Below are 22,017 nucleotides of genomic sequence, written 5' to 3' on the forward strand. Positions count from 1 at the left end.
GCCGACGACGAGCTACTCCCGGATCTGACCCTGGCCCTCGACGATCCACGTGGTCGTCGTCAGCTCGCCCAGGCCCATCGGCCCGCGAGCGTGCAGCTTCTGCGTGGAGATGCCGATCTCCGCGCCGAGCCCGAACTCGCCACCGTCCGTGAAACGGGAGGAGGCGTTGACGATGAGCGCGGCCGCGTCGAGCTCGGTGGTGAACCGGTGGGCCGAGGTGGTGTCGCGCGTGAGGATGACCTCGGTGTGGCCGGTGGACCAGCGGCGGATGTGGTCGAGCGCCTCGTCGAGGGAGTCGACGACGCGCACGGCGAGGTCCGCCGAGAGGTACTCGGTCCCCCAGTCCTCCTCGGTGGCGGGCACGTGCGCTATCCCGCAGGCGGCGGCCGCGCGGGAGGCGTCGTCGTCGGCGTGGATCGTCACGTCCTTCTCGGCGAGGGCCGCGTAGAGGGCGGGCAGCAGCTCGTCGGCGACGTCGCGGTGGACGAGGAGGGACTCCGCCGCATTGCACACTCCCACGCGCTGGGTCTTGGAGTTGAGGATGATCGGGACGGCCTGGGCGAGGTCGGCGCTCGAGTCGACGTACACGTGGACGTTGCCGACGCCGGTCTCGATGACGGGGACCGACGCCTCGGCGACGACCGTCTGGATGAGGCCCGCTCCCCCGCGTGGGACGAGGACGTCGACGAGGCCGCGGGCGCGCATGAGCTCGACGGCGCCGGCGCGGCCGTGGGCGTCGACCGAGCGGACGGCCGCGGCGGGCAGGCCGACGGAGGCCAGTGCCTCGCCGAGGATCTCGACGATTACCTCGTTCGAGCTCGCTGCGGCCGAGCCGCCGCGCAGGACGACGGCGTTGCCGGACTTCACGGCGAGGCCCGCGGCGTCGACGGTCACGTTGGGGCGCGCCTCGTAGATCATGCCGACGACGCCCATCGGCACCCGCACCTGGCGCAGCCGCAGCCCGTTGGGCAGCGTGGAGCCGCGGACGACCTCGCCGACCGGGTCGGGCAGGGCGGCGAGCTCGCGCAGGGCGTCGGCGATCGCGGCGATGCGCGCGTCGTCGAGGGCGAGGCGGTCGAGGAGGCCCGGGCTCATGCCGGTGGTGCGGCCGCGCTCGAGGTCCTCGGCGTTGGCGGCGACGATGCGGGTGGAGCCGGCCACGAGGGCGTCGGCCATCGCGGCCAGGGCGGCGTCCTTGGTGGCGCGGGTCGCGGTCGCGAGCGCGCGCCCGGCCTCCTTGGCCTCGGCGCAGATGGCGTGGACGGCCTCGCGGACGTCGGCGTCGGCGCGGATGTCGGCGTCGGGGGTAGCGGTCATGAGGGCAAACTACCCGCGACCGCCGGGGAATGACCCGGGGGTCTCCTCGGTTGGACGAGGTGGAAGACGTGCTCCGCCCCGCGCGGAGCACGCCCACGGACGAAGGGAGCGCCATATGGCGACCACGCAGATCACGCAGGACGACTTCCAGAGCACGGTCACCGGCGACGGCATCACGCTCGTCGACTTCTGGGCCGACTGGTGCGGGCCCTGCAAGCAGTTCGGCCCGGTCTACGAGAAGGTCTCCGAGGCGAACCCGGACGTCACCTTCGCCAAGGTCGACACCGACGCGAACCAGGAGCTCGCCGCCCAGCTCCAGATCACCTCGATCCCCACCCTCATGGCCTTCCGCGACGGCGTGCTCGTCTACAACAAGCCGGGCGCCGTCCCCGCCAAGAACCTCGAGGAGATCCTCACCGCCGTCCGCGAGCTCGACATGGACGAGATCAAGAAGCAGATCGCCGAGCACGACGCGGGCCACGAGAACGCCTGATCCACACTCTCGACAGCTCAGCGCCAGACGTACGAGCGGGGCGGCGCCACCATCCGGTGGCGCCGCCCCGCTCGTGCGTTCGTCGGCAGTGCGCCCGGCCTACCTCAGACGAGCTCGGTGAGGATGGCCGTGAGGTCGGCCGGCACGGAGATCGGGACGAGGACGAGGCCGTCGGCGAGCGCGGCGAACGAGCGCGCCTCGGCGAGGACGTCCTCGGCGGAGCCGATGACGGCCGCCGAGCCCGACCACGGCAGCTCGCGCTGCTCGACCGCCGCGATGTCCGCCACGAGCTCCGTGCGCGCCAGGGCCCGCTCGCGCGTCTCGGCGATCGCCACGTGCAGCTCGACGAGCACGCGCACGTCGGCCCCGGCCTCGGCGGCGCCGCGGCGGACGGCCGCGACGAACTCGGCCACCCGCTCGTGGTGGACGGCGCGCACGATCACCGTGCCGCCGAGCCGTCCCGCGGCCTCGCACTCGGCGACCGAGTCGACGTAGGGAGCGGTCCGCACGCGCGCACCGACCGTCGTCGCCGCACCGGCGGTCCGCGCGCGGCTGGCCGAGGCGCGGCGCGCGGAGTCGGCGGTGAGGCCGGCCCCGGCGGTCGGCCCGCCCGCGGTCGGCGCGGCGGCGCCCGGGAGGAGGACGTCGACGCCGGCGTCGGTCAGGCGCTCACCGGTGCGGCGCGCGTCGGAGCCGGCGTCGGTGCGCCACGGCGCGTCCGAGCGCAGGTGGAAGGCGGGCGAGAGCGCGACCTCGGCGATCCCCGCCTGGCGGGCGGCGTGGGCGTGCCGGGCGAGCCGCGGCAGGTCGGCGGTGTCGACGGGGAGGTCGGCCTCGGGGTCCGAGACCGCGGCACCGAGCCCGGACAGGTCGACGACGACGGCGCCGCCGATCCGCGACGAGCCCTCGGCGGCGCGCCGCGGGTCCGGAGTGGTGGGCGCGCCGGCGCCGGTGGTGGTCGTGGTCCGCGCGGCGGGTGTTCCGGTGGACGGAGCGGTCGCGGGCGAGCGGCGGATCGTCGTCGTCGGCCCGGTCGTGGAGGTCGTGGCGGGTCGGGCAGAGGTCAGGCTGATGCTCATGGCAGGGGTCCTCACGGGGTCCCGCCGTCGGCGGCGCGGCCGACGGCTGTGCGATGACCGGGAGCGCTGCGGGCGGAGCGTGTCACTCGCTCCTGCGGGTCGCAGCCTCGACCGGCGGTGACGCGGCGCGGGAGCGCAGGCGTCGCTGGTGTCTCCGGGCTGTCAGGCCGACATTCGCCGACAGCCCGGGCGCATGCACATCATCATCGCCGGGAGGAGGGTGGAGCTGGATCGGTGGGTGCTCACCTGCTGCATCATGTCCGGATCCTTCGTGCAAGGGCGCGGGCTGCGCCGGGCGTTGCTCCACGGACGTGGAGCCAGGTCATCACCCGGAGCACCCCCGCCACACGAGGGGGGTTGCCGACCAGCGAGCCGGGGCTTCGCACTGGTTCTCAAGACCTGGAGGGACACTAGGCAGGCTTGCCGCCCGGGGTCAACGACCACCCGGTGCTGTCTCACGTTCCGGACGCGCGGGGGCGGGGTGCGCCCCGGGTCAGGTGCTCTGCGCGCGTCCGCCCACGTCCCGCATGACCGCGAGGTCGTCGCGGTGGACCGCGGGTCGCAGGTTCGCCCGCTCCGCCATCGGCGCCGCGACGAGATCTGTGAGCTCGCGGGTGTCATAACCGCTGACTCCCCGGGCCACGAGGCCCTCCGGCCCGAGCACCTCGACCACGTCCCCGGCCTCGAAGTCCCCGACCACCTCGGTGATCCCGGGGATCAGCAGCGAGCGCTGCCGCTCCCCCACGGCCGCAGCCGCACCGGCGTCGACCAGCACGCTCCCGCGCGGCCTGGCCGCGTGCGCGAGCCAGAGCCTGCGCGCGGACATCCGGCGGCCGCGGGCGGCGAACCAGGTGCCGACCGGCCGGCCGGCAAGCGCATCGGCGGCGTGGTCGGCGTCGGTGAGGACCACCGGGATGCCGGAGCCGGTGGCGATCGACGCGGCCTCGAGCTTGGTCACCATGCCTCCGGTCCCCACCGCGGAGCCACGGCCGGTGACCTCGATGCCCGCCAGGTCCTCGGGCCCGATGACCGTGGGGATCAGCGACGACGTCGGGTGTGCGGGGTGGCCGTCGTAGAGGCCGTCGACGTCGGTGAGCAGGACGAGCGCGTCGGCCCGGACGAGGTTGGCCACCAGCGCGGCGAGCCGGTCGTTGTCCCCGAAGCGGATCTCGTCGGTGGCGACGGCGTCGTTCTCGTTGACGATCGGTGTCACGCCGAGGCTGAGGAGCTTGTCGAGCGCGCGGGCGGCGTTGACGTGGCTCTGGCGGCGCACGAGGTCGTCCGCCGTGAGCAGCACCTGGCCCACGCGCCGGCCGTGCCGCGCGAATGCCTCGGTGTAGCGGGCGAGGATCATTCCCTGGCCGACCGACGCCGCAGCCTGCTGCGTGGCGAGGTCCTTCGGCCGGGCGCTGAGACCGAGCGGTGCGAGACCGGCCGCGATGGCGCCCGAGGACACGAGGACGACCTGCCGGTCCTGCGCGACCCGCGTGGCGAGCAGCGTGGAGAGCTGCGCGATCCGCTCGAGGTCGAGCGAGCCGTCCGTGCGCGTGAGCGAGGAGGAACCGATCTTCACGACGACGCACCCCGCCCGGGCGAGGAGCGCACGGTTGGCGAGGGGCCGGTGGACGGTCGGGAAGCTCACCCGGACATTGTGCCGCGCGGCTCCTCGGTGGCTCGGCCCGTGCCACGAAGCGGCCACGGTCAGGCCGTGACGCGCGCGCTCACTCGTCGGAGGGGTCGGCCCAGTGGCCCGCCTTGCGCTCGGTCCACAGCTCCTCGCGGGCGGCGGTCTTGGCGTCCATCGACTCGTGGAACTCGCGGCGCTTCTCGGCGCGCGTGGGCCGGCGGCGCTCGTCCTCGACCCGCAGGTCGGTCCCGCGGGGGCCCAGGTGCTCGGCGCCGGTGGACATCGTGGGCTCCCAGTCGAACAGGACTCCGCCGTCGGCGGGTCCGATGACGACCGTGTCGCCGGGGACGGCGCCGGCCTTCATCAGCTCGGTCTCGACCCCGAGGCGCGCGAGCCGGTCGGCGAGGTAGCCGACCGCCTCGTCGTTGGAGAAGTCGGTCTGCTTGACCCAGCGCTCGGGGCGCTTGCCGCGGACCTGGAAGAACGGCTCGTCGGCGCTGCCCTTGCGGGTGACGGTGAACCCGGCGTCGTCGACCGCGGTGGGGCGCAGCACGACGCGCGGCGCCGCGACCTCGGCGGCCTCGGCACGCGCCCGGGACACGATCTCGGACAGGGCGAACGTGAGAGGCCGCAGTCCCTCGTGGGTGGCCGTGGAGACCGCGAAGACCTTGAGGCCGCGCGCCTCGAGGTCGGGGCGGACGAACTCGGCGAGCTCGCGGGCCTCGGGCACGTCGATCTTGTTGAGCACGACCACGCGGGGCCGCTGCATGAGGGGCACCGCCCCGGCCGCGGCGTCGAGGTCCGCGGAGTAGGCGGCGAGCTCGGCCTCGATCGTGTCGAGGTCGGAGATCGGGTCGCGCCCCGGCTCGAGTGTGGCGCAGTCGAGGACGTGGACGAGCACGGCGCACCGCTCGACGTGGCGGAGGAACTCCAGTCCCAGGCCCTTGCCGGTGGAGGCGCCGGGGATGAGCCCGGGGACGTCGGCAACGGTGAAGCGCTCCTCGCCCGCCATGACCACGCCGAGGTTGGGCACGAGCGTGGTGAACGGGTAGTCGGCGATCTTGGGCCGCGCCGCGCTGACCGTGGCGATGAGGGAGGACTTGCCCGCCGAGGGGAAGCCGACGAGGGCGACGTCGGCGACCGACTTGACCTCGAGGACGACGTCCCGCTCCTCCCCCTCCTCGCCGAGCAGGGCGAAGCCGGGGGCCTTGCGGCGCACGGAGGCCAGGGCCGCGTTGCCGAGCCCGCCGCGGCCGCCCTCGGCGATGACGACCGAGGTGCCGGCGCCCACGAGGTCCGCAATGACCTCGCCGTCGGAGGTCTTCACCACGGTGCCGTCGGGCACGCCGAGCACGAGGTCGGCCCCGTTCGCACCCTGCCGCATGTCGCCCGCGCCCTGCCCGCCGTTGGGGGCGCGCCGGTGGGGCGAGTGGTGGTAGTCGAGCAGCGTGTGGATCTGCGGGTCGACGACGAGGACGACGTCCCCGCCGTTGCCGCCGTTCGCGCCGTCGGGCCCGGCCAGGGGCTTGAACTTCTCACGGCGGATCGAGGCGACCCCGTGGCCGCCGTTCCCGCCGGCGGCATGGAGGACGACCCGGTCGACGAAGCTGGCCATGCGGTCCTCCAGGTGGGTGGATACAGACGAGGGGCGGACGGCATCGTGCCGTCCGCCCCCGTCAAGGATGAAGCGGTGGTGCTCAGACCTCCAGCGGGAGGATGTTCACCACGCGGCGGTCGCGGCGACGACCGAACTCGACGGTGCCCGCCTCGAGGGCGAACAGGGTGTCGTCCTTGCCGCGGCCGACGCCGAGGCCCGGGTGCAGACGCGTGCCGCGCTGGCGGACGAGGATCTCGCCGGCCTTGACGACCTGGCCGCCGAAGCGCTTGACGCCCAGGCGCTGCGCGGTGGAGTCGCGGCCGTTCTTGGAGGAACTGGCGCCCTTCTTCGTTGCCATCTCGTTCTGCTCTCTCTTCGTGAGGTGGTGCGCTCGCGCGCGTGCGTCGGGTGCGGTCCGGCCTGCCGGACCGGCGGGATCAGGAGATGCCGGTGACCTTGAGCCGCGTGAGCGACTGGCGGTGGCCCTGGCGGCGCATGTAGCCGGTCTTGTTCTTGTAGCGCAGGATCGTGACCTTCTTGCCCTTCTCGGCACGGACGATCTCTGCGGTGACCTTGGCGGAGATGCCGTCGGCCGCGGTGGTGACCTTCTCGCCGTCGACGAGCAGGATCGGGGTCAGCTCGACGGTGTCGCCGGGCGCACCGGCCATTTTGTTGACGACGACGATGTCGCCGACGGACACCTTCTCCTGCCGGCCGCCGGCCTTGACGATCGCGTAGACCACGTTGCTGCTCATCTCTGTATCGCTGCTGGGGGAACCCTCCGCCCGCTCGGCGCGGACGTGCCGCGGCCGCGGGGCCACGGGGATTCTTCACTGTCGGCGCAGCGCGCGCCGACGACCTAGGTTACGCACCGCGACGCCCAGCGGCAAGGCTCAGACGTGCGGGGACGCCCCGGATCGCCTGTGTGATCCCGCACAGGGACCTCCCCGCGCCGCGCGCCGCCAGCACTAGCGTGGCCGGCATGGTGCAACCCCACGCGCCCGGCGCGGCGCCGCTGACCAGGATGACGGACGGGACGATCAAGCAGGTCTCCCCGTTCACCGGGACGGAGGTCTGGACGGTCCCCGGCCGTGCCCATCGCCCGATCGGGCAGTCGGCGGCCGAGCCCACCGCGCTGGACCCGGCGCAACACGGCCGGCACTGCGCGTTCTGCCACCTGCGCTACGACGAGACGCCGCCCGAGAAGGCCCGTCTCGTCCGGCACGACGCTCCCACCCCCTCCGACGACGACGAACGGCCCGACGACGATGCCGTCCGCCCAGTCCCCGCCGCCCCCGCACCGGGCCCGGACGATTCCTGGCAGCTCCTGCGCGGTCTCCCGGCGGCGCGGATGTTCGACACGGTCGCCGAGTTCCGGCGCATCCCCAACCTGTTCGAGATCCTCTCCTTCGACTACTGGCACCAGAACTACGGCTACGAGGTGCCCGCCGCGGTGGCGGAGCGCCGCGACGCCTACCTCGCCACCCCCGACGGCGAGGCGCACGTCGCCCGGGTCGTCGACCAGCGCCTGCGGGCCTCCGGCGACGCGACCTCCACGTGGGAGTCGATGGGCGAGGCCGACCGCCTCGCGCACGCCACCGGGTTCTTCGGGGGCGGCCACGACGTGATCGTCGCGCGCCGGCACTTCACCGACGACGCCACGACCGACGTCGACCTCGCCTCGTCGGGGACGCTGACCCCGCAGGAGCACCACCGGTACACGTCCTTCACGGTCGACGCGATGCGGTCCCTCTACGAGGCCAACCGCTACGCGCGCTACGTGGCGGTGTTCCAGAACTGGCTGAAGCCGGCCGGGGCGAGCTTCGACCACCTGCACAAGCAGCTCGTGGCGATCGACGAGCGCGGCGTCCAGGCCGAGCTCGAGCTGCAGCGGCTGCGCGCGAACCCCAACCTCTTCAACGAGTCGGCTGTCAACTACGCGCAGTACCAGAACCTCGTGGTGGCGGAGAACGACCACGCGGTCGCGTTCGCCGGGTTCGGCCACCGCTACCCCACGCTCGAGATCTACTCCCGCTCGGAGCGCACGGCGCCGTGGGAGCACTCGGCCGACGAGCTGCGCGCGGTCTCGGACCTCGTGCACGCCTGCCACGCGGCGACCGGCACGCTCGTGCCGTGCAACGAGGAGTGGCACCACCAGCCGGCCGACGTCGACCAGCCGATGCCCTGGCGGATCATGCTCAAGTGGCGCGTCTCCACGCTCGCGGGCTTCGAGGGCGGCACGAAGATCTACCTCAACACGATCGACCCGTGGACGTTGCGGGACCGGGTCGTCGACCGGCTCTACGCCCTGCGCGACTCGGGCGCCGTCGCGGCGGACATGCGTATCGCCACGGAGGCCGAGTGCTGGCCCAACCCGCTGCGCTACCACCCGCTCGTGCGCTGAGCGGCGGTCGGCCGCACGCCGGAACGCCGCACGGGGAAGGCCGAACGGGCGCGCACCCCTCGGGGTGCGCGCCCGTTCGTCGTCATCGGGTCGGTCGGCGGCCCTGAGCCGGCCCGCCCTCGACCGGTCGGTCAGGCCTCCGCGGACGGAGCCGCGGTCGGCGCGCTCGTCGCGCGGCGCGACCGACGCTTCCGCGGGGCCGGGGCCTTCACGGCCTCGGTCCCCTCGTCGGCCGCACCCTGCCCGACGGCGGAGCTCACCTCGGCGGGCTCGCCCGCCTCGGCAGGGGCTGCCTCGGCGGGGGCTGCCTCGGCGGGGGCTGCCTCGGCGGCAGGCCTGTCTCCGGCCGCTGCCTCAGTAGACGTCGCGTCCTCTGCCCCGCCGCCCGTGGGCGTCGCGTCGTCGGGCGCGACCTCGGTCGTCGAACCGGCGCCGGGGGCGTCGATCGTGGTGGCCCAGCCCGCGGCCGGCGCATCGGCGGAGGCGTCGTCGGAGCCGGACGCACCGGACGACGCGTCGTCGGCCGTGGCGTCCGCCGCAGGAACCGCGCCCGACTCGTCGGAGGCAGCCGGCGCGTCGGTCGTCGTCGTGCCCGTGTCCCCGGTCTCGCCCGCGGCCGGGGCGTCGGACGACTGTCCGACCTGAGCCCCCTCCTCGGCGGTCGCCGCGGAGTCCGCGCCCGTACGGTCGTGGGCGCTGGCCGCCGCGGCGGCGATCTGCGCGAGCGTCTGACGCACGGCCTCGCGGTCCGGCTCGGGCTTGGCCTCGCCGGACGAGTCCTGGTCCTTGCCGCCGCCGGAGCCGGACGAGCCGTTGCCGCCGGAGCCGGAGCCGCCGCCGGACCCGTTGCCGCCCCGGCCGGAGCCGCCGCGCCCGCGGCGACGGCGACCACCCTGCTCGGAGGAGTCGGCGATCTGCGCCTCGGCGGCGTCGCTGCGCTCGATCGGGTGGTCGTGGACGACGAACCCGCGGCCGTGGCAGTGCTCGCACGGCGTGGAGAACGCCTCGACCAGGCCCTGGCCGACCCGCTTGCGGGTCATCTGGACGAGCCCGAGGCTCGTCACCTCGGCCACCTGGTGACGCGTGCGGTCGCGGCCGAGGCACTCGAGCAGGCGCCGGACCACGAGGTCGCGGTTGGCGGGCAGCACCATGTCGATGAAGTCGATGACGATGATGCCGCCGATGTCCCGCAGCCGGAGCTGGCGGACGATCTCCTCGGCGGCCTCGAGGTTGTTCTTCGTCACCGTCTCCTCGAGCGTCCCGCCCGAGCCGGTGAACTTGCCGGTGTTGACGTCGACGACCGTCATGGCCTCGGTGCGGTCGATGACGAGCGAGCCGCCCGAGGGCAGCCAGACCTTGCGGTCCATGCCCTTGGCGAGCTGCTCGTCCACGCGGTGCTCGGCGAACAGGTCCTTGTCGTCCGTCCAGTGGTGCAGGCGCTCGGCGAGGTCCGGGGACATGTCGCCCACGTAGTCGCTGATCGTGCGCCACGCGGTGTCGCCGGCCACGACCAGCTTGGCGAAGTCCTCGTTGAAGACGTCGCGGACCACGCGGACGGCGAGCTCGGGCTCGCCCTTGAGCAGGACGGGCGCCTTGGCGTTGCCGGACGACTTCTTCGTGATGTCGTCCCAGATCTTCGTCAGCCGCTCGACGTCGCTGCGCAGCTGCTCCTCGGTCGCGCCCTCGGCGGCGGTGCGCACGATGACGCCGGATCCGGCGGGCACGATCTCCTTGAGCAGCTTCTTCAGGCGGTTCCGCTCGCCCTCGGGGAGCTTGCGGGAGATACCGGTCATCGCGCCCGAGGGGACGAGCACGAGGTGCCGGCCGGCGAGCGTGATCTGCGAGGTGAGGCGGGCGCCCTTGTGCCCGATCGGGTCCTTGGTGACCTGGACGAGCACCTGGTCGCCGGACTTGAGCGCCTGCTCGATGCGCCGGGGCTGGCCGTCCATACCGGCGGCCTCCCAGTTGACCTCGCCGGCGTAGAGGACCGCGTTGCGGCCCTTGCCGACGTCGATGAACGCGGCCTCCATCGAGGGCAGCACGTTCTGCACGCGCCCGAGGTAGACGTTGCCGACCATCGAGGTCTGGGTGTGCCGGGCGACGTAGTGCTCGACCAGGACGCCGTCCTCGAGCACGGCGATCTGGTTGAGGCCGTCCTGCTCGCGCACGAGCATCGTGCGCTCGACCGACTCGCGGCGCGCGAGGAACTCCGACTCGGAGATCGTCGTGCGGCGGCGGCCGGCGTCGCGACCCTCACGGCGGCGCTGGCGCTTGGCCTCGAGGCGGGTCGACCCCTTGAGGGCCGTCACCTCGTTGCGGGCACGCGCGGCGCCCCCGTCGTCGTCGCCCTGCCCGCCGGAGCGACGACGGCGCCGACGACGACGCGAGCTCGAGCCGTCCTCGCCGTCATCGTTGCCGGAGTCGTCACCGCCGTCCCCGTCGGAGTCGTTCTCGCCGGAGCGCGAGCGGTCCTGGCCGCGGCCGCCCGAGCCCGACCCGTTCTGCTCGTCGCCGTCGTCGGAGTCGTCACCGGAGTCGTCCGAGTCGCTGGAGCCCTCGCCGTTGCCGCGCGAGCCGGACCGGTTGCGTCGGCCGCGGCCGCCCCGACGACGACGCCGACGGTTGCCGCCGCCCTCGCCGTTCTGGGACTCGCCGTTCTGGGACTCGTCGTTCTGGGACTCGTCGTTCTGGGACTCGTCGGAGTCGTCGTCGGACCCGTCGTCGTCGGAGGAGGCGGAGGAGCCGGTGCTCGTGTCGCCGGCGGTGCCGGCCGCGTCGTCGGCCGGGCCGTCGCCGGAGCGGTCGCCGCCCTGGCGCGAGCCGGACCGGCCGCCCGAGCCACGGCGCGATCCGCCGCGGCCGCGGGAGCGCGGGCGCTCGTCGGCGGACTGCTCGTCACTGTCGTCGGTGTCCTCGGTGTCCGACGCCTGCGCCCGCTCCGACGCGTCATCGGTCGCCGGCGCGCCGAAGCGCACCTCGGGGGCCCCTGCCGGGGCCACGGCACGACGCCGGGGGCGCGCCTTGGCCGGGTCGGGCGCCTGGAAGAGGAGGGCCGAGGCCGGCAGGCGAGGCTCGTCGGACTGCTCGTCCGTCGCGTCCTCGTCGTCGATCTCGTCGGTCTCGTCGGGGTCGACGTCGGTGGTGGCCTGCGTCGCGGTGTCGTCTGCGGGGTCGGTCGTCGCGGCGACGTCCGGGCCCGCGTCCGGCTGCCCGGCGGCCTGGGTGTCGTCGTCGGCGTCGGCCGATCCGTCGGCGGTCTCGACACCGAGCTCGGCGAGGACGTCGATGCTCTGGTCGGGCTCGCGCGCGGGGGCGGTCGCGCGGCGGCTGCGGCGCGGCTTGCGCGCGGCCGGGGCGGTGTCCTTGGCGGCGTCGGCGAGGTCGGCGGACCCGGTGGCGGCGGTCGCGGCCTCGGCGACGACGGCGTCCAGACCGGACGCCGCGGCGGCCGTGCCGGCCGTCGTGCGGGGCACCTCGGTCTCGGCGGGCTCGGCGGCCGCGGGTGTGGTCACGCGCGAGCTCGCCCGCCGTGAACCGCCGCTCGTCGCGCGGCGCGAGCGGGTGCCGGTGGAGGTGGAGGATCCCGACGTGCGGCTCGACCTGGTCCCGGTCCCGGTCGACCGTGCGGCGCGGGAGGCGCCGAGGGCCTCGACGTCGGCGGTGAGGTCGGTGGTGGTGCTCGGCGCGGCGTCGCCGGTGGTCGTCGCGGTGGCGTCCGAGGACGTGGTCGTGCCATCGGCGGAGCTCTCGACATCGCCGCCGGTCGTCGTCGGGGCCGCGCCGGTCTCGACGGTGGACGTCGCGTCGACGTCGGCCGAGGTAGCGGTGCTTGCGCCGACGTCGGTCGAGGCGGCGTCGGTGGCGGTCTCGTCGGCGCCGGCCCTGTCGGCGGGGGCGGCGGCCTGGCGCGAGCGGGTGGCGCGGCTCGTGGTCGAGCGGGTGCCGGACGCGCGGGCCGAGCCGGACGTGCGCGTCGCGCGGGTCCGGGTGACCTTCGGGGCGGCCTCGTCGGTCGCGGCCGGGGCGTCCGCGCCGGCGGCGGACGATGCGGCCTCGCCGGACGAGTCGGCGGCGCCGGGCGCTGCGGCGTCGTCGTCGGACGGGGCTGAACCGGCGGTCCCGGTGGTCTCCTCGGGGACCGTGGGCGCGGCGGCCGGCTTGGTGGCGCGGCGCGAGGCGCGCCTGCGCGGTGCCGGTGCGGCGGTCTCCCCCGCCTGCTCGCCTGCCTGTGCCGTGGGCTCGGAGCTCTCAGACATGCAAATCCTTCCACCCACCGTGCCGGCCGTCCCTCGGCCCGGTGAGCCTCTCGTCGTCCGCGGCGTGCGCGGACGGAAGTCCTGTGGGTGCGCCCCCCGCCGCGACGGGGCAGGAACGCCGACGGCGAACCCCGCAGCCGCGCGGGCTCTGTCGCCCGGCGGTTCGTCGGCTACGCAGGGCGGTCGCGGCGGCGCTCTCTGGCGGCGCGAACCGGTCCTGCTCACCGACGTGGAACTCGTCGTCGGACCCCGCGCGGGGGGAACGGCCCCGCGACAGGGTCCCGGCGAGTATCCCACACGGAGGCCGTCCGGACCCTGCAACCTCGCCCACGTCCCGCATCCCAGCGCACCGCCCGCCCCCGCCCACAGATCGCGACGTCGCGTCACCTCGCAGGACCTTGGTCCCGGCACTGACGCGGTGTCGCTTCCTACCGTGGCGGCAGCCGCGCTCACCCGTGCGACAGCCCTGCCCGGAAGGACAGCCAAGTGGAAGCCCTCGAGCTCGCCCGGTGGCAGTTCGGCATCACGACCGTCTACCACTTCATCCTCGTCCCGCTGACGATCGGCCTGGCCCCGCTCGTCGCGCTCATGCAGACGTTCTGGTGGCGCACCGGCAAGGATCACTGGCTCAAGCTGACGAACTTCTTCGGCAAAATCCTGCTCATCAACTTCGCGCTCGGCGTGGCCACCGGCATCGTCCAGGAGTTCCAGTTCGGCATGAACTGGTCGGAGTACTCGCGGTTCGTCGGCGACATCTTCGGCGCCCCGCTCGCCATCGAGGCGCTGGCCGCCTTCTTCCTTGAGTCGACGTTCCTCGGCCTGTGGCTCTTCGGCAAGGAACGCCTGTCCAAGGGCCTGCACCTGGCGTGCATCTGGATGGTGGCGATCGGCGTCAACCTGTCGGCGTACTGGATCATCGCGGCGAACTCGTGGATGCAGCACCCCGTCGGGGCCGTCTACAACGCCGAGACGGGCCGCGCCGAGCTCGACGGCATCGGCGGCTTCCTCGAGGTCATCACGAACAACACGGCGATCGCCGCGTTCGGCCACGCCGTCGCGGCCGCCTTCCTCGTGGCGGGCACGCTCGTGGCCGGCGTGTGCGGCTGGTGGATCGTGCGCACCGTCCGCGGCGCGGGCTCCCCCGCCTCCGGCCTCGCCCACGAGGGCGACCAGGCCGAGGCCGAGGCGCGGCACGTGTGGCGACCGGGCGCGATGGTCGGCCTGATCACGGTGGTGATCTCCGGCGTCGCCGTGATCCTCACGGGCCACCACCAGGGCCAGCTCATGTACGAGCAACAGCCCATGAAGATGGCTTCCGCCGAGGCCGTCTGCGACGGCGGCGAGTCCGTCCCCCTGTCCATCCTCGCGATCGGCGACCTGTCGAACGACTGCGAGAACGCCATCCACCTCTTCGAGCTGCCCGGCGTCACCTCGTTCATGGGAACCAACAGCTTCGCCGGCGAGGAGAGCTACCTGCCGGGCGTCAACGACGTCCAGGCCGAGTACGAGGAGCTCTACGGGGAGGGGGTCGACTACCGCCCCAACCTCGTCGTCACGTACTGGAGCTTCCGCCTGATGATCGGGCTCGGCGTGTTCTCCGCCGCCCTGGCGGTGTGGGGTCTGTGGGCGCTGCGCGGAGGACGGGTGACCGGCTCGCGCTGGTTCTCCCGCCTGTGCCTGGTCTCGCTGCCCATGCCGTTCCTCGCCTCCTCGTTCGGCTGGATCTTCACCGAGATGGGCCGACAGCCGTGGGTCGTCCACCCGAACCCGGACAACCCGGTCGACCAGGTCTGGCTGCGCACGGCGGACGGCGTGTCCACGGTCGTCACCTCGACGACGGTCCTCACCTCGCTGGTGACGTTCACCCTGCTGTACGCGGCGCTCGGCGTCGTCTGGTTCTGGCTCGTGCGCCGGTACGTCCGCGAGGGGATCGACCCCGCCCCCGCGCCCGAGCCGGACCCCGCCGACGACGACCAGCCGCTGTCCTTCGCCTACTGAACCGCCCGACCCGACAAGGAGACCGATCGACATGACCGAGGCGCTGCCGCTTCTCTGGTTCGTCCTCATCGCGGTCCTCTGGACCGGCTACCTGATGCTCGAGGGCTTCGACTTCGGCGTCGGCATGCTGCTGACGATCCTGCCCCGGGGCGACGCTGAGCGCCGCGACAAGGAGCGGCGCACGATGCTGTCCTCGATCGGTCCGCACTGGGACGGCAACGAGGTGTGGCTCATCACCGCGGGCGGGGCCATGTTCGCGGCGTTCCCCGAGTGGTACGCCACGATGTTCTCGGGCATGTACCTGCCGCTGCTGGTCATCCTCGTCGCGCTCATCGTGCGGATCTGCGCCATCGAGTGGCGCGGCAAGGTCACCGACCCCGCCTGGCGCCGGCGCTGGGACCTCCTGCACACGATCTCCGCCTGGGTGCCCGCCGTCCTGTGGGGGGTCGCGTTCGCCAACCTCGTCCAGGGCATGGAGATCGTCCGGGACGACGCCGGCAACGCCCAGCTCACCGGTGGCCTGCTCTCGCTCCTCACCCCGTTCACCCTCCTCGGCGGCCTGCTCACAGCGGTGCTGTTCCTCGCCCACGGCATGGTGTTCCTCGCCTGGAAGACGGCCGGAACCGTGCACGACCAGGCCGTCGCCGCCGCCAAGCCGCTCTCGCTGATCGCCCTCGTGGTCGGCGCCGCCTGGGGGCTGTGGGCCCAGCTCGCCCACTCCGCCCACGTGTGGACGTGGGCACCGCTGGTCGTCGCCGCGGTCGGCCTGGTCGGCGCCGCGTTCTTCGCGCACCGCGAGCAGGAGGGGCGGTCGTTCGTCTGCTCCGCCGTGACGATCGTCGCCGCCGTCGTGCTGATCTTCGGTGCCATGGCGCCCGACGTCATGCGCTCCTCGGTCGACCCCGCGTACTCGCTGACCTTCCGCGAGGCCGCGGCCACCGGGCCGACGCTCGTCGTCATGAGCATCGTCGCGCTCGTCCTCGTCCCCGTGGTGCTCGCCTACCAGGCGTGGTCGTACTGGGTCTTCCGCCGCCGGATCAACGCCGACGTCCTGCCCGACACGCCCGCCGGCCTCGACCGGCGGGTCACCGTCCCGGTCCGGGTCGCCGCCAGGTCGGACAGGGGCGACGCCGGGTCCGACGACGGGTCCGACGCCGGGTCCGACGACGACGGTGCGCCGACAGCGTGAAGCCGCTCGACCCCCGACTCCTCGCGCACGCCCGTGCGGCGCGGCGCTACGTCGTCGTCGTCGCCCTGGCCGGGGCCACGACGGCGGCGCTGGTGATCGCGCAGGTCCTCCTCCTCGCGCGCATCCTCGCCGCGGCGATCGAGGGCGGCGCCACCCTCACCGACGTCCGCACGCCGTTGATCTGGCTCGGCGTCGTCCTGGTCGCCCGCGCGCTCGTGCACGGCGCCCAGGAGTCAGTCGCGCACCGGGCGGCCACCGACGTCGTCGCGGAGCTCCGCGCAGGCGTGCTCGCCCACGCGCTCGCGCTCGGCCCCCGGTGGCGGGCGGAGCACGGCGCCGACAGCGTCACCCTCGCCGTGCGCGGCCTGGACGACCTCGAGCCCTACCTCGTGCGCTACCTGCCCCAGCTGGTCCTGGCCGCGACGGTCACGCCCGCCACGCTCGCGGTGGTGCTCGGGGCCGACCTCACCTCCGCGGCCATCCTCGCGGTGACGATCCCCCTGATCCCGGTGTTCATGATCCTCATCGGGCGACTCACCCAGCAGTTCGCCGACGCCCGCCTCGCGTCGATGTCCCGCCTCGGCGCCCAGCTCGTCGACCTCATGGCCGGCCTGGCCACCCTCACCGCGCTCGGCCGCGAGCACGGGCCCGCGAGGCGGGTGCGGGAGCTCGGACGAGCATGGTCGGCCGCCACCATGCGCACGCTACGCCTCGCGTTCCTCTCCGGGGCCGTGCTCGAGTTCCTCACCTCGATCTGCGTCGCGCTCGTCGCCGTCAGCGTCGGCATGCGGCTCGTCTACGGGCACGTCGGCCTCGAGGGCGCCCTGGTGTGCATCATGCTCGCGCCCGAGGTCTTCCGGCCGCTGCGCGAGGTCGGCACCCAGTTCCACGCGTCGTCCGACGGCGTCGCGGCCGCGGAGAAGGCGTTCGCCGTGCTCGACGCCCCGGCCGCCGGGTCCGGCACCGCCCCCGCACCCGGGCTGCGCGGCTCGACGGTGCTCCTCCAGGGCCTCGGGGTCCGGGCGGGCGACAGCGACCGCCTCGCCCCCGCGGGGCTCGACGCCGAGATCGCACCCGGGGAGGTCACGGCGCTCGTCGGCCCGTCGGGGTCGGGCAAGACGACGACGGCCCTCACCACCCTCGGCGTCCTCGCCCCCGACACCGGGCGGGTGGTTGTGCGCGCCCCCGACGGAACGGAGACCGACCTCGCCGACGTCGACCGGGAGTCCTGGTGGGCCCAGGTCGCGTACGTCCCGCAGCGCCCGACGATCCTGCCCGGCACGGTCGCCGAGAACGTCGCCCCGGGCGCGAAGGCCGACGCGCTCGCGGCCGCCGCCCGCGCCACCGGCCTGGACGAGGTTCTCGCCGGACTCCCGCACGGCTGGGACACGGTCGTGGGCCACGGCGGCGTCGGCCTGTCGGTCGGGCAGCGCCAGCGGCTGGCCCTCACGCGCGCGCTCGTCGCCGACGCCCCGCTCGTCGTGCTCGACGAACCCTCGGCGCACCTCGACGCCGCCGCCGAGAGCCACGTCCTGACAGCGGTCCGGGCTCTGCGGGACGCGGGCCGCACCGTGCTCGTCGTCGCGCACCGTCCCGCGCTCGTCGCGGTCTCCGACCACGTCGTCGAGGTGGTCGCCGCCGACTCCTGCACCGTGGCGGACGAGGAGGCCGCGCGGTGACCGTGGGCGAGGGAGTGACCGTGGGCGAGGGGGCGGGCGAGCGGGTCGTGCTGCGGCGTGCGGTCGCGATGCTCGGTGTCTCGCGGTGGCGGGTGGCCTGGGCGGTGCTGCTCGGTGTCCTCGCCGTCGGCGCGGGCGTCGGGCTCACGGCCGTCTCGGCGTGGCTCATCGCGCGTGCCTCCCAGCACCCGCCCGTGCTCACGCTGTCGGTCGCGGCGGTGGGCGTGCGCACGTTCGGCATCTCCAAGGCCCTGTTCCGCTACCTCGAGCGCCTCGCCTCCCACAAGGTGGCCCTCGACGGCGTCGCCACGCTCCGCGAGCGCACCTACCTGGCGCTCGCGGGCGGCCGTACCGAGGTCGTGGCCACGCTGCGCCGCGGCGACCTGCTGGCCCGCGCCGGCGAGGACGTCGACGCGATCGGTGACCTCGTCGTCCGCTCGACCGTCCCCCGGGCGGTGGCCCTCGGCGTCGCTCTGGTGTCCGTGACGATCGTCGGTGCCCTGCTGCCCGCCGCCGGGCTGGTCCTCGCGGCAGGCCTGCTGCTGGCGGGGGTGGTCTCACCCGCCGTCACCGCAGCCGCGGCCCGGCGGGCGGCCACCGCGCAGGTCGCAGCTCGTGCCGACCTCACGGCACACTCCGGTGCGCTGATCGACGGGGCTGCCGAGCTGCAGACCTCGGGGCGGGTCGGCACCGCCCTGGCGGCGCTGGGTGCGACCGAGCGCCGCCTCGCGCGGGAGCGCGACGCGATCGGCCGGGCCCGGGGGTTCGCCGCCGCGCTCGACCTCACGGGAATGGCCGTGGGAGTCGTCGGCGCACTGGTGCTCGGGATCGCGGCCGTCGGCGCCGGGCAGCTGTCCGAGGTCGGGCTGTGCGTCGTCGTGCTCACGCCGCTCGCGAGCTTCGAGGGCACCGCGGTCCTCGGTCAGGCCGCGGTCCAGAGGGTGACGAGCGCGGCCGCCGCCCGCCGGGTCCTCGGCCTCGTGGACGCCGCGGGGGCGCCCGCCGACCAGGCCGGGGCGTCCTCCGCGTCCGCACCGGCGGACCGGTCGCCGACCGTCGCGGCGCCGGGGTCGGTACCGACCGCCGCTCCCCATGCCACCACCACCGGTCGGGACGCAACCGGGCCTCGGCTGCTCGCACAGGACCTCGCGGTCGCCTGGCCCGGCGGCCCCACCGTGGCGCGCGTCGACGTCGACCTGTCCCCGGGCCGGTCGATCGCCGTCGTCGGCCCGTCCGGGATCGGCAAGTCCACCGTGCTCGCCACGCTCGCCGGCCTGCTGGAACCGGCGGCCGGCACGGCGACGATCGACGGGCACGCCGCGACCGCCCTCACCTCGGCCGACCGCGCCTCCACCGTGACGCTCACCGCCGAGGACGCCCACGTCTTCGCCACGAGCGTGCTGGAGAACCTCCGCGTCGGTCGCGGCGACCTCACCGAGGGCGAGGCGTCCGCGCTGCTCGATCAGGTCGGTCTCGGACCCTGGCTCGCGGGCCTCCCGGACGGGCTCGCCACCCGGCTCGGTGCCGACGCCACGACGATCTCCGGCGGCGAACGACGTCGCCTCCTGCTGGCCCGCGCCCTCGCGTCCCGCGCTCCGCTGCTCCTCCTGGACGAGCCGGCGGAGCACCTCGACCCCGGGACGGCCGACGAGCTCGTCACCGACCTGCTCACCGCGCCGCGCGCGGGAGGGGCGCCCGAGAGGGAGGCACGCGGCATCCTGCTCGTCACTCACCGTCTGGCCCCCCTCGCCGCGGCCGACGAGGTGCTCGTGCTCGGTCGGGACCACCCGTCGGACCATCCGTCGAACCGGGCGGGCGGACCCGACGACGGCTCCGTCGCGCCCGCCCGGGTGCTCGCCCGCGGCACGCACGCCGAGCTCCTCGCCGGCCACCCGCCGTACGCTGACGCGTGGCGGGCCGAGCGCGGCGCCCGCCCCGCCCGCGCCACGACCTGAGGGGGAGACATCCGGTGCACGAGCTCGACGACGACGTGCTGGGCTCCGCGCTCACCCTCACCAGCCACCTCGACGTCCGCGGCGCGCTCGACGGGCTCGTCGCCTCCGCCGCCGCCCTGACGGGGGCCCGCTACGCGGCGCTCGGCGTCCTCGACTCCAACGGCGAGACGCAGACGTTCATCCAGGTGGGCATGTCTGAGGAGGACATGCGCGTGCTCGGGCACCCGCCGTCGGGGACGGGCGTCCTCGGCGCGATCCCCCCGGACGGCGCGCTCCTCCTCGACGACCTCACGGAGCACCCGGACTTCGGCGGCTTCCCGCCCGGGCACCCGCCGATGCACTCGTTCCTCGGCGTCCCGGTCCGCGCGGGTGGCCGCGTCTACGGACGGCTCTACCTCGCGGAGAAGGAGGACGGGCCCTTCACGCAGGCGGACGTGACGACGGCGATCACGCTCGCCCGGGCCACCGGGGTCGCGGTGGCGAACGCGACCACCTACGGCGCCTCGCAGACCCGGGCCCGGTGGACGGCCGTGGCGAACGAGATCACCACCGCCCTGCTCGAGGGCACGGACGAGGAGGAGACGCTCGAGCTCGTCGCTTCACGCCTGCTCGACGTGGCCGAGGCCGACACGGTCATCCTCGTGCTGCCCTCGGTCGGCGACACGTGGGTGGCCGAGATCGTGCGGGGCGACCGCTCCGGGGAGCTGCTCGGCCTCGTCTTCCCGCCGGACGGCCGCGCACGGACCGTCATCCGGGAGCGCTCGGGGCTCATCGTCGACTCGCTCACGCGGTCGCGCACGGTGCGTGTGCCCGAGCTCGCGTCGTACGGGCCCGCGCTGTACGCGCCGATGCTGCTCGGCGGCGAGGCCGAGGGGGTGCTCCTGCTCCTGCGGCACCGCGGCCGCCCCGAGTTCACCGAGCTCGAGCTGGAGATCGCCCAGCAGGTCGCCTCCCAGGCCGTGTTCGCGCTGCAGATCGCCGGGGCCCGGCACGTCGAGGACGTCGCGACCATGGTCGAGGAGCGCGCCCGGATCGCGCGGGACCTGCACGACCTCGCGATCCAGCAGCTCTTCGCCACGGGTATGCAGCTCACGCAGGCGCGCGCCCGCGCCGAGGACCTCGAGCAAGGGCGGGCCGGGGCCGCCGGGACGGGTGGCACCGAGGACGAGCCGGCCGGCACGCTCGGGCTCACGGCGCTCATCGACGCCGCCGTCGACGCCGTCGACTCCTCTGTGCGGCAGATCCGGTCCATCGTCCACAACCTGCGCGAGCCCGAGCAGGGCGTGCTGCTCGTCGAGCGGCTGCGCCGCGAGGCGTCGATCGCCCGCACCACCCTGGGCTTCGCGCCGTCCTTGCTCGTCGAGGTCGACGGCACCCTCGTCTCGGACGCCGACCTCGGCGGTCCGATGTCCGACGTCATCCGGCAGCGGGTCGACCCCGACGTCGCGGACGACATCGTGGCGGTCGTCCGCGAGGGCGTGTCCAACGCCGCGCGGCACGCGGGCGCCTCGTCCGTCTCGGTGCGCCTGCGCATCCGCGGCTCCGGGCCCACTGGGTCGGTGCTGCTCGAGGTCGTCGACGACGGACGCGGCATCGACCCCGCCCGCACCCGCTCCTCCGGCCTCGGCAACCTCGCCCAGCGGGCGCGCCGGCACCGGGGGACGTTCTCGGTGGGCCGGACGGAGACCGGCCGCGGCACCCTGCTGCAATGGCAGGTGCCCACGGGCGGACGCGGCTAGGCCGCCACCCGGTCCGCGTCCGCCCGGTCGCTCAGCCGCGCCAGCCGGCGGCCCGCTGGCCCGCGACCCAGGCGGCGACCTGCGTGCGGCGCTGGAGGCCCATCTTGCTCAGCAGGCTCGTGATGTGGTTCTTCACGGTCTTCTCCGCCACCCCGAGCCTCTCCCCGATCTCACGGTTGGACAGGCCGTCCCCGATGAGGTCGAGCACCTTGCGCTCGGAGGGGGTGAGGTCGGCGGTCGGGTCGTCGTGCGAGGCACGGCGCCGGGTGACGGTGCGGGCGTCGAGCAGGGTGCGCCCTTGGGCGACCGCGTGCACGACGTCGGCGATCTCCGCGCCGCGGACGGTCTTGAGCAGGTAGGCCTTCGCCCCGACGTCGAGGGCGGCGGCGAGAGCGTCGTCGTCGTCGAAGCTCGTGAGGACCACGGGGTGGGCGCCGGGCACCTTCTCGGCGAGGGCCTTGATGAGGTCGATGCCCGAGCCGTCGCCGAGCTGGAGGTCGACGAGCAGGACGTCGGGCCGGACGAGCTCGGCGCGCCGCAGAGCATCGGCGACCGACCCGGCCTCGGCCACGACGGTGAGCCCCTCGGCCCGGTCGACGACCTCGGCGATGCCCCTCCGGACGATCTCGTGATCGTCGATGATCATCACCCGGACGTCGCCGTTGGCCTCGCTCGTCATGGTGC

Annotated in this window: 15 protein-coding genes and 1 riboswitch; of the genes, 7 read left to right on the forward strand and 8 right to left on the reverse strand. The window is 74.5% G+C overall.

What is annotated here, in order from left to right; all coding sequences use genetic code 11:
• Positions 1-12: 12 nt before the first annotated feature.
• Complete coding sequence (locus tag AC24FB_RS02935) at positions 13-1,317, reverse strand: glutamate-5-semialdehyde dehydrogenase (protein WP_425712870.1); 1,305 nt, start codon at positions 1,315-1,317, stop codon at positions 13-15.
• Between the two features lie 115 nt (positions 1,318-1,432).
• Between AC24FB_RS02935 and trxA the strand changes: the two genes are divergently transcribed.
• The gene (gene trxA / locus AC24FB_RS02940; protein WP_425712869.1) at positions 1,433-1,810 is read left to right on the forward strand and encodes a thioredoxin; all 378 of its coding nucleotides are present in this window, start codon (positions 1,433-1,435) and stop codon (positions 1,808-1,810) included.
• 104 nt (positions 1,811-1,914) lie between these two features.
• On the opposite strand, the gene AC24FB_RS02945 is transcribed toward trxA, so the two are convergent.
• The 5 genes from AC24FB_RS02945 to rplU all read right to left on the reverse strand — a co-directional run bounded on the left by AC24FB_RS02945 (position 1,915) and on the right by rplU (position 6,868).
• The gene (locus AC24FB_RS02945) at positions 1,915-2,889 is read right to left on the reverse strand and encodes a hypothetical protein (protein ID WP_425712868.1); all 975 of its coding nucleotides are present in this window, start codon (positions 2,887-2,889) and stop codon (positions 1,915-1,917) included.
• 288 nt (positions 2,890-3,177) lie between these two features.
• Positions 3,178-3,289: riboswitch (SAM riboswitch) on the reverse strand.
• Positions 3,290-3,382: 93 nt separating this feature from the next.
• Entirely contained in the window at positions 3,383-4,531 is a 1,149-nt protein-coding gene (gene proB / locus AC24FB_RS02950; RefSeq protein ID WP_425712867.1) for a glutamate 5-kinase, read from the reverse strand.
• 79 nt (positions 4,532-4,610) lie between these two features.
• Positions 4,611-6,131: a GTPase ObgE gene (obgE, locus tag AC24FB_RS02955; protein WP_425712866.1), complete on the reverse strand. Its 1,521-nt coding sequence runs from the start codon at positions 6,129-6,131 to the stop codon at positions 4,611-4,613.
• An 82-nt stretch (positions 6,132-6,213) separates the two neighbouring features.
• The gene (gene rpmA, locus AC24FB_RS02960; protein ID WP_425712865.1) at positions 6,214-6,471 is read right to left on the reverse strand and encodes a 50S ribosomal protein L27; all 258 of its coding nucleotides are present in this window, start codon (positions 6,469-6,471) and stop codon (positions 6,214-6,216) included.
• Positions 6,472-6,550: 79 nt separating this feature from the next.
• The gene (rplU, locus tag AC24FB_RS02965) at positions 6,551-6,868 is read right to left on the reverse strand and encodes a 50S ribosomal protein L21 (protein WP_425712864.1); all 318 of its coding nucleotides are present in this window, start codon (positions 6,866-6,868) and stop codon (positions 6,551-6,553) included.
• Positions 6,869-7,095: 227 nt separating this feature from the next.
• Between rplU and AC24FB_RS02970 the strand changes: the two genes are divergently transcribed.
• Positions 7,096-8,517, forward strand: coding sequence for a DUF4921 family protein (locus AC24FB_RS02970; protein ID WP_425712863.1), 1,422 nt, complete (start codon positions 7,096-7,098; stop codon positions 8,515-8,517).
• A 131-nt stretch (positions 8,518-8,648) separates the two neighbouring features.
• Here AC24FB_RS02970 and AC24FB_RS02975 read toward each other — a convergent pair whose 3' ends face one another.
• Positions 8,649-12,773, reverse strand: coding sequence for an Rne/Rng family ribonuclease (locus AC24FB_RS02975; RefSeq protein WP_425712862.1), 4,125 nt, complete (start codon positions 12,771-12,773; stop codon positions 8,649-8,651).
• Between the two features lie 486 nt (positions 12,774-13,259).
• Here AC24FB_RS02975 and AC24FB_RS02980 point away from each other — a divergent pair, with 486 nt between their 5' ends.
• The 5 genes from AC24FB_RS02980 to AC24FB_RS03000 are packed head-to-tail and all read left to right on the forward strand — an operon-like array spanning position 13,260 to position 21,333.
• A complete protein-coding gene (locus tag AC24FB_RS02980; protein WP_425712861.1) occupies positions 13,260-14,771 on the forward strand; it encodes a cytochrome ubiquinol oxidase subunit I in 1,512 nt (503 codons plus the stop codon).
• 31 nt (positions 14,772-14,802) lie between these two features.
• Entirely contained in the window at positions 14,803-15,960 is a 1,158-nt protein-coding gene (gene cydB / locus AC24FB_RS02985) for a cytochrome d ubiquinol oxidase subunit II (protein WP_425712860.1), read from the forward strand.
• Positions 15,957-17,639, forward strand: a complete 1,683-nt coding sequence (gene cydD, locus AC24FB_RS02990; RefSeq protein ID WP_425712859.1) for a thiol reductant ABC exporter subunit CydD — start codon at positions 15,957-15,959, stop codon at positions 17,637-17,639. The genes cydB and cydD overlap by 4 nt, the downstream gene beginning before the upstream one ends.
• Complete coding sequence (gene cydC, locus AC24FB_RS02995; RefSeq protein ID WP_425712858.1) at positions 17,636-19,594, forward strand: thiol reductant ABC exporter subunit CydC; 1,959 nt, start codon at positions 17,636-17,638, stop codon at positions 19,592-19,594. The genes cydD and cydC overlap by 4 nt, the downstream gene beginning before the upstream one ends.
• Before the next feature lie 14 nt (positions 19,595-19,608).
• Complete coding sequence (locus AC24FB_RS03000) at positions 19,609-21,333, forward strand: GAF domain-containing sensor histidine kinase (RefSeq protein WP_425712857.1); 1,725 nt, start codon at positions 19,609-19,611, stop codon at positions 21,331-21,333.
• Between the two features lie 31 nt (positions 21,334-21,364).
• On the opposite strand, the gene AC24FB_RS03005 is transcribed toward AC24FB_RS03000, so the two are convergent.
• Positions 21,365-22,012 (reverse strand): response regulator, encoded by a 648-nt coding sequence (locus AC24FB_RS03005; protein ID WP_425712856.1) that lies wholly within the window; start codon positions 22,010-22,012, stop codon positions 21,365-21,367.
• Positions 22,013-22,017: the final 5 nt, after the last annotated feature.

The organism is Georgenia sp. Z1344 (assembly GCF_057652375.1).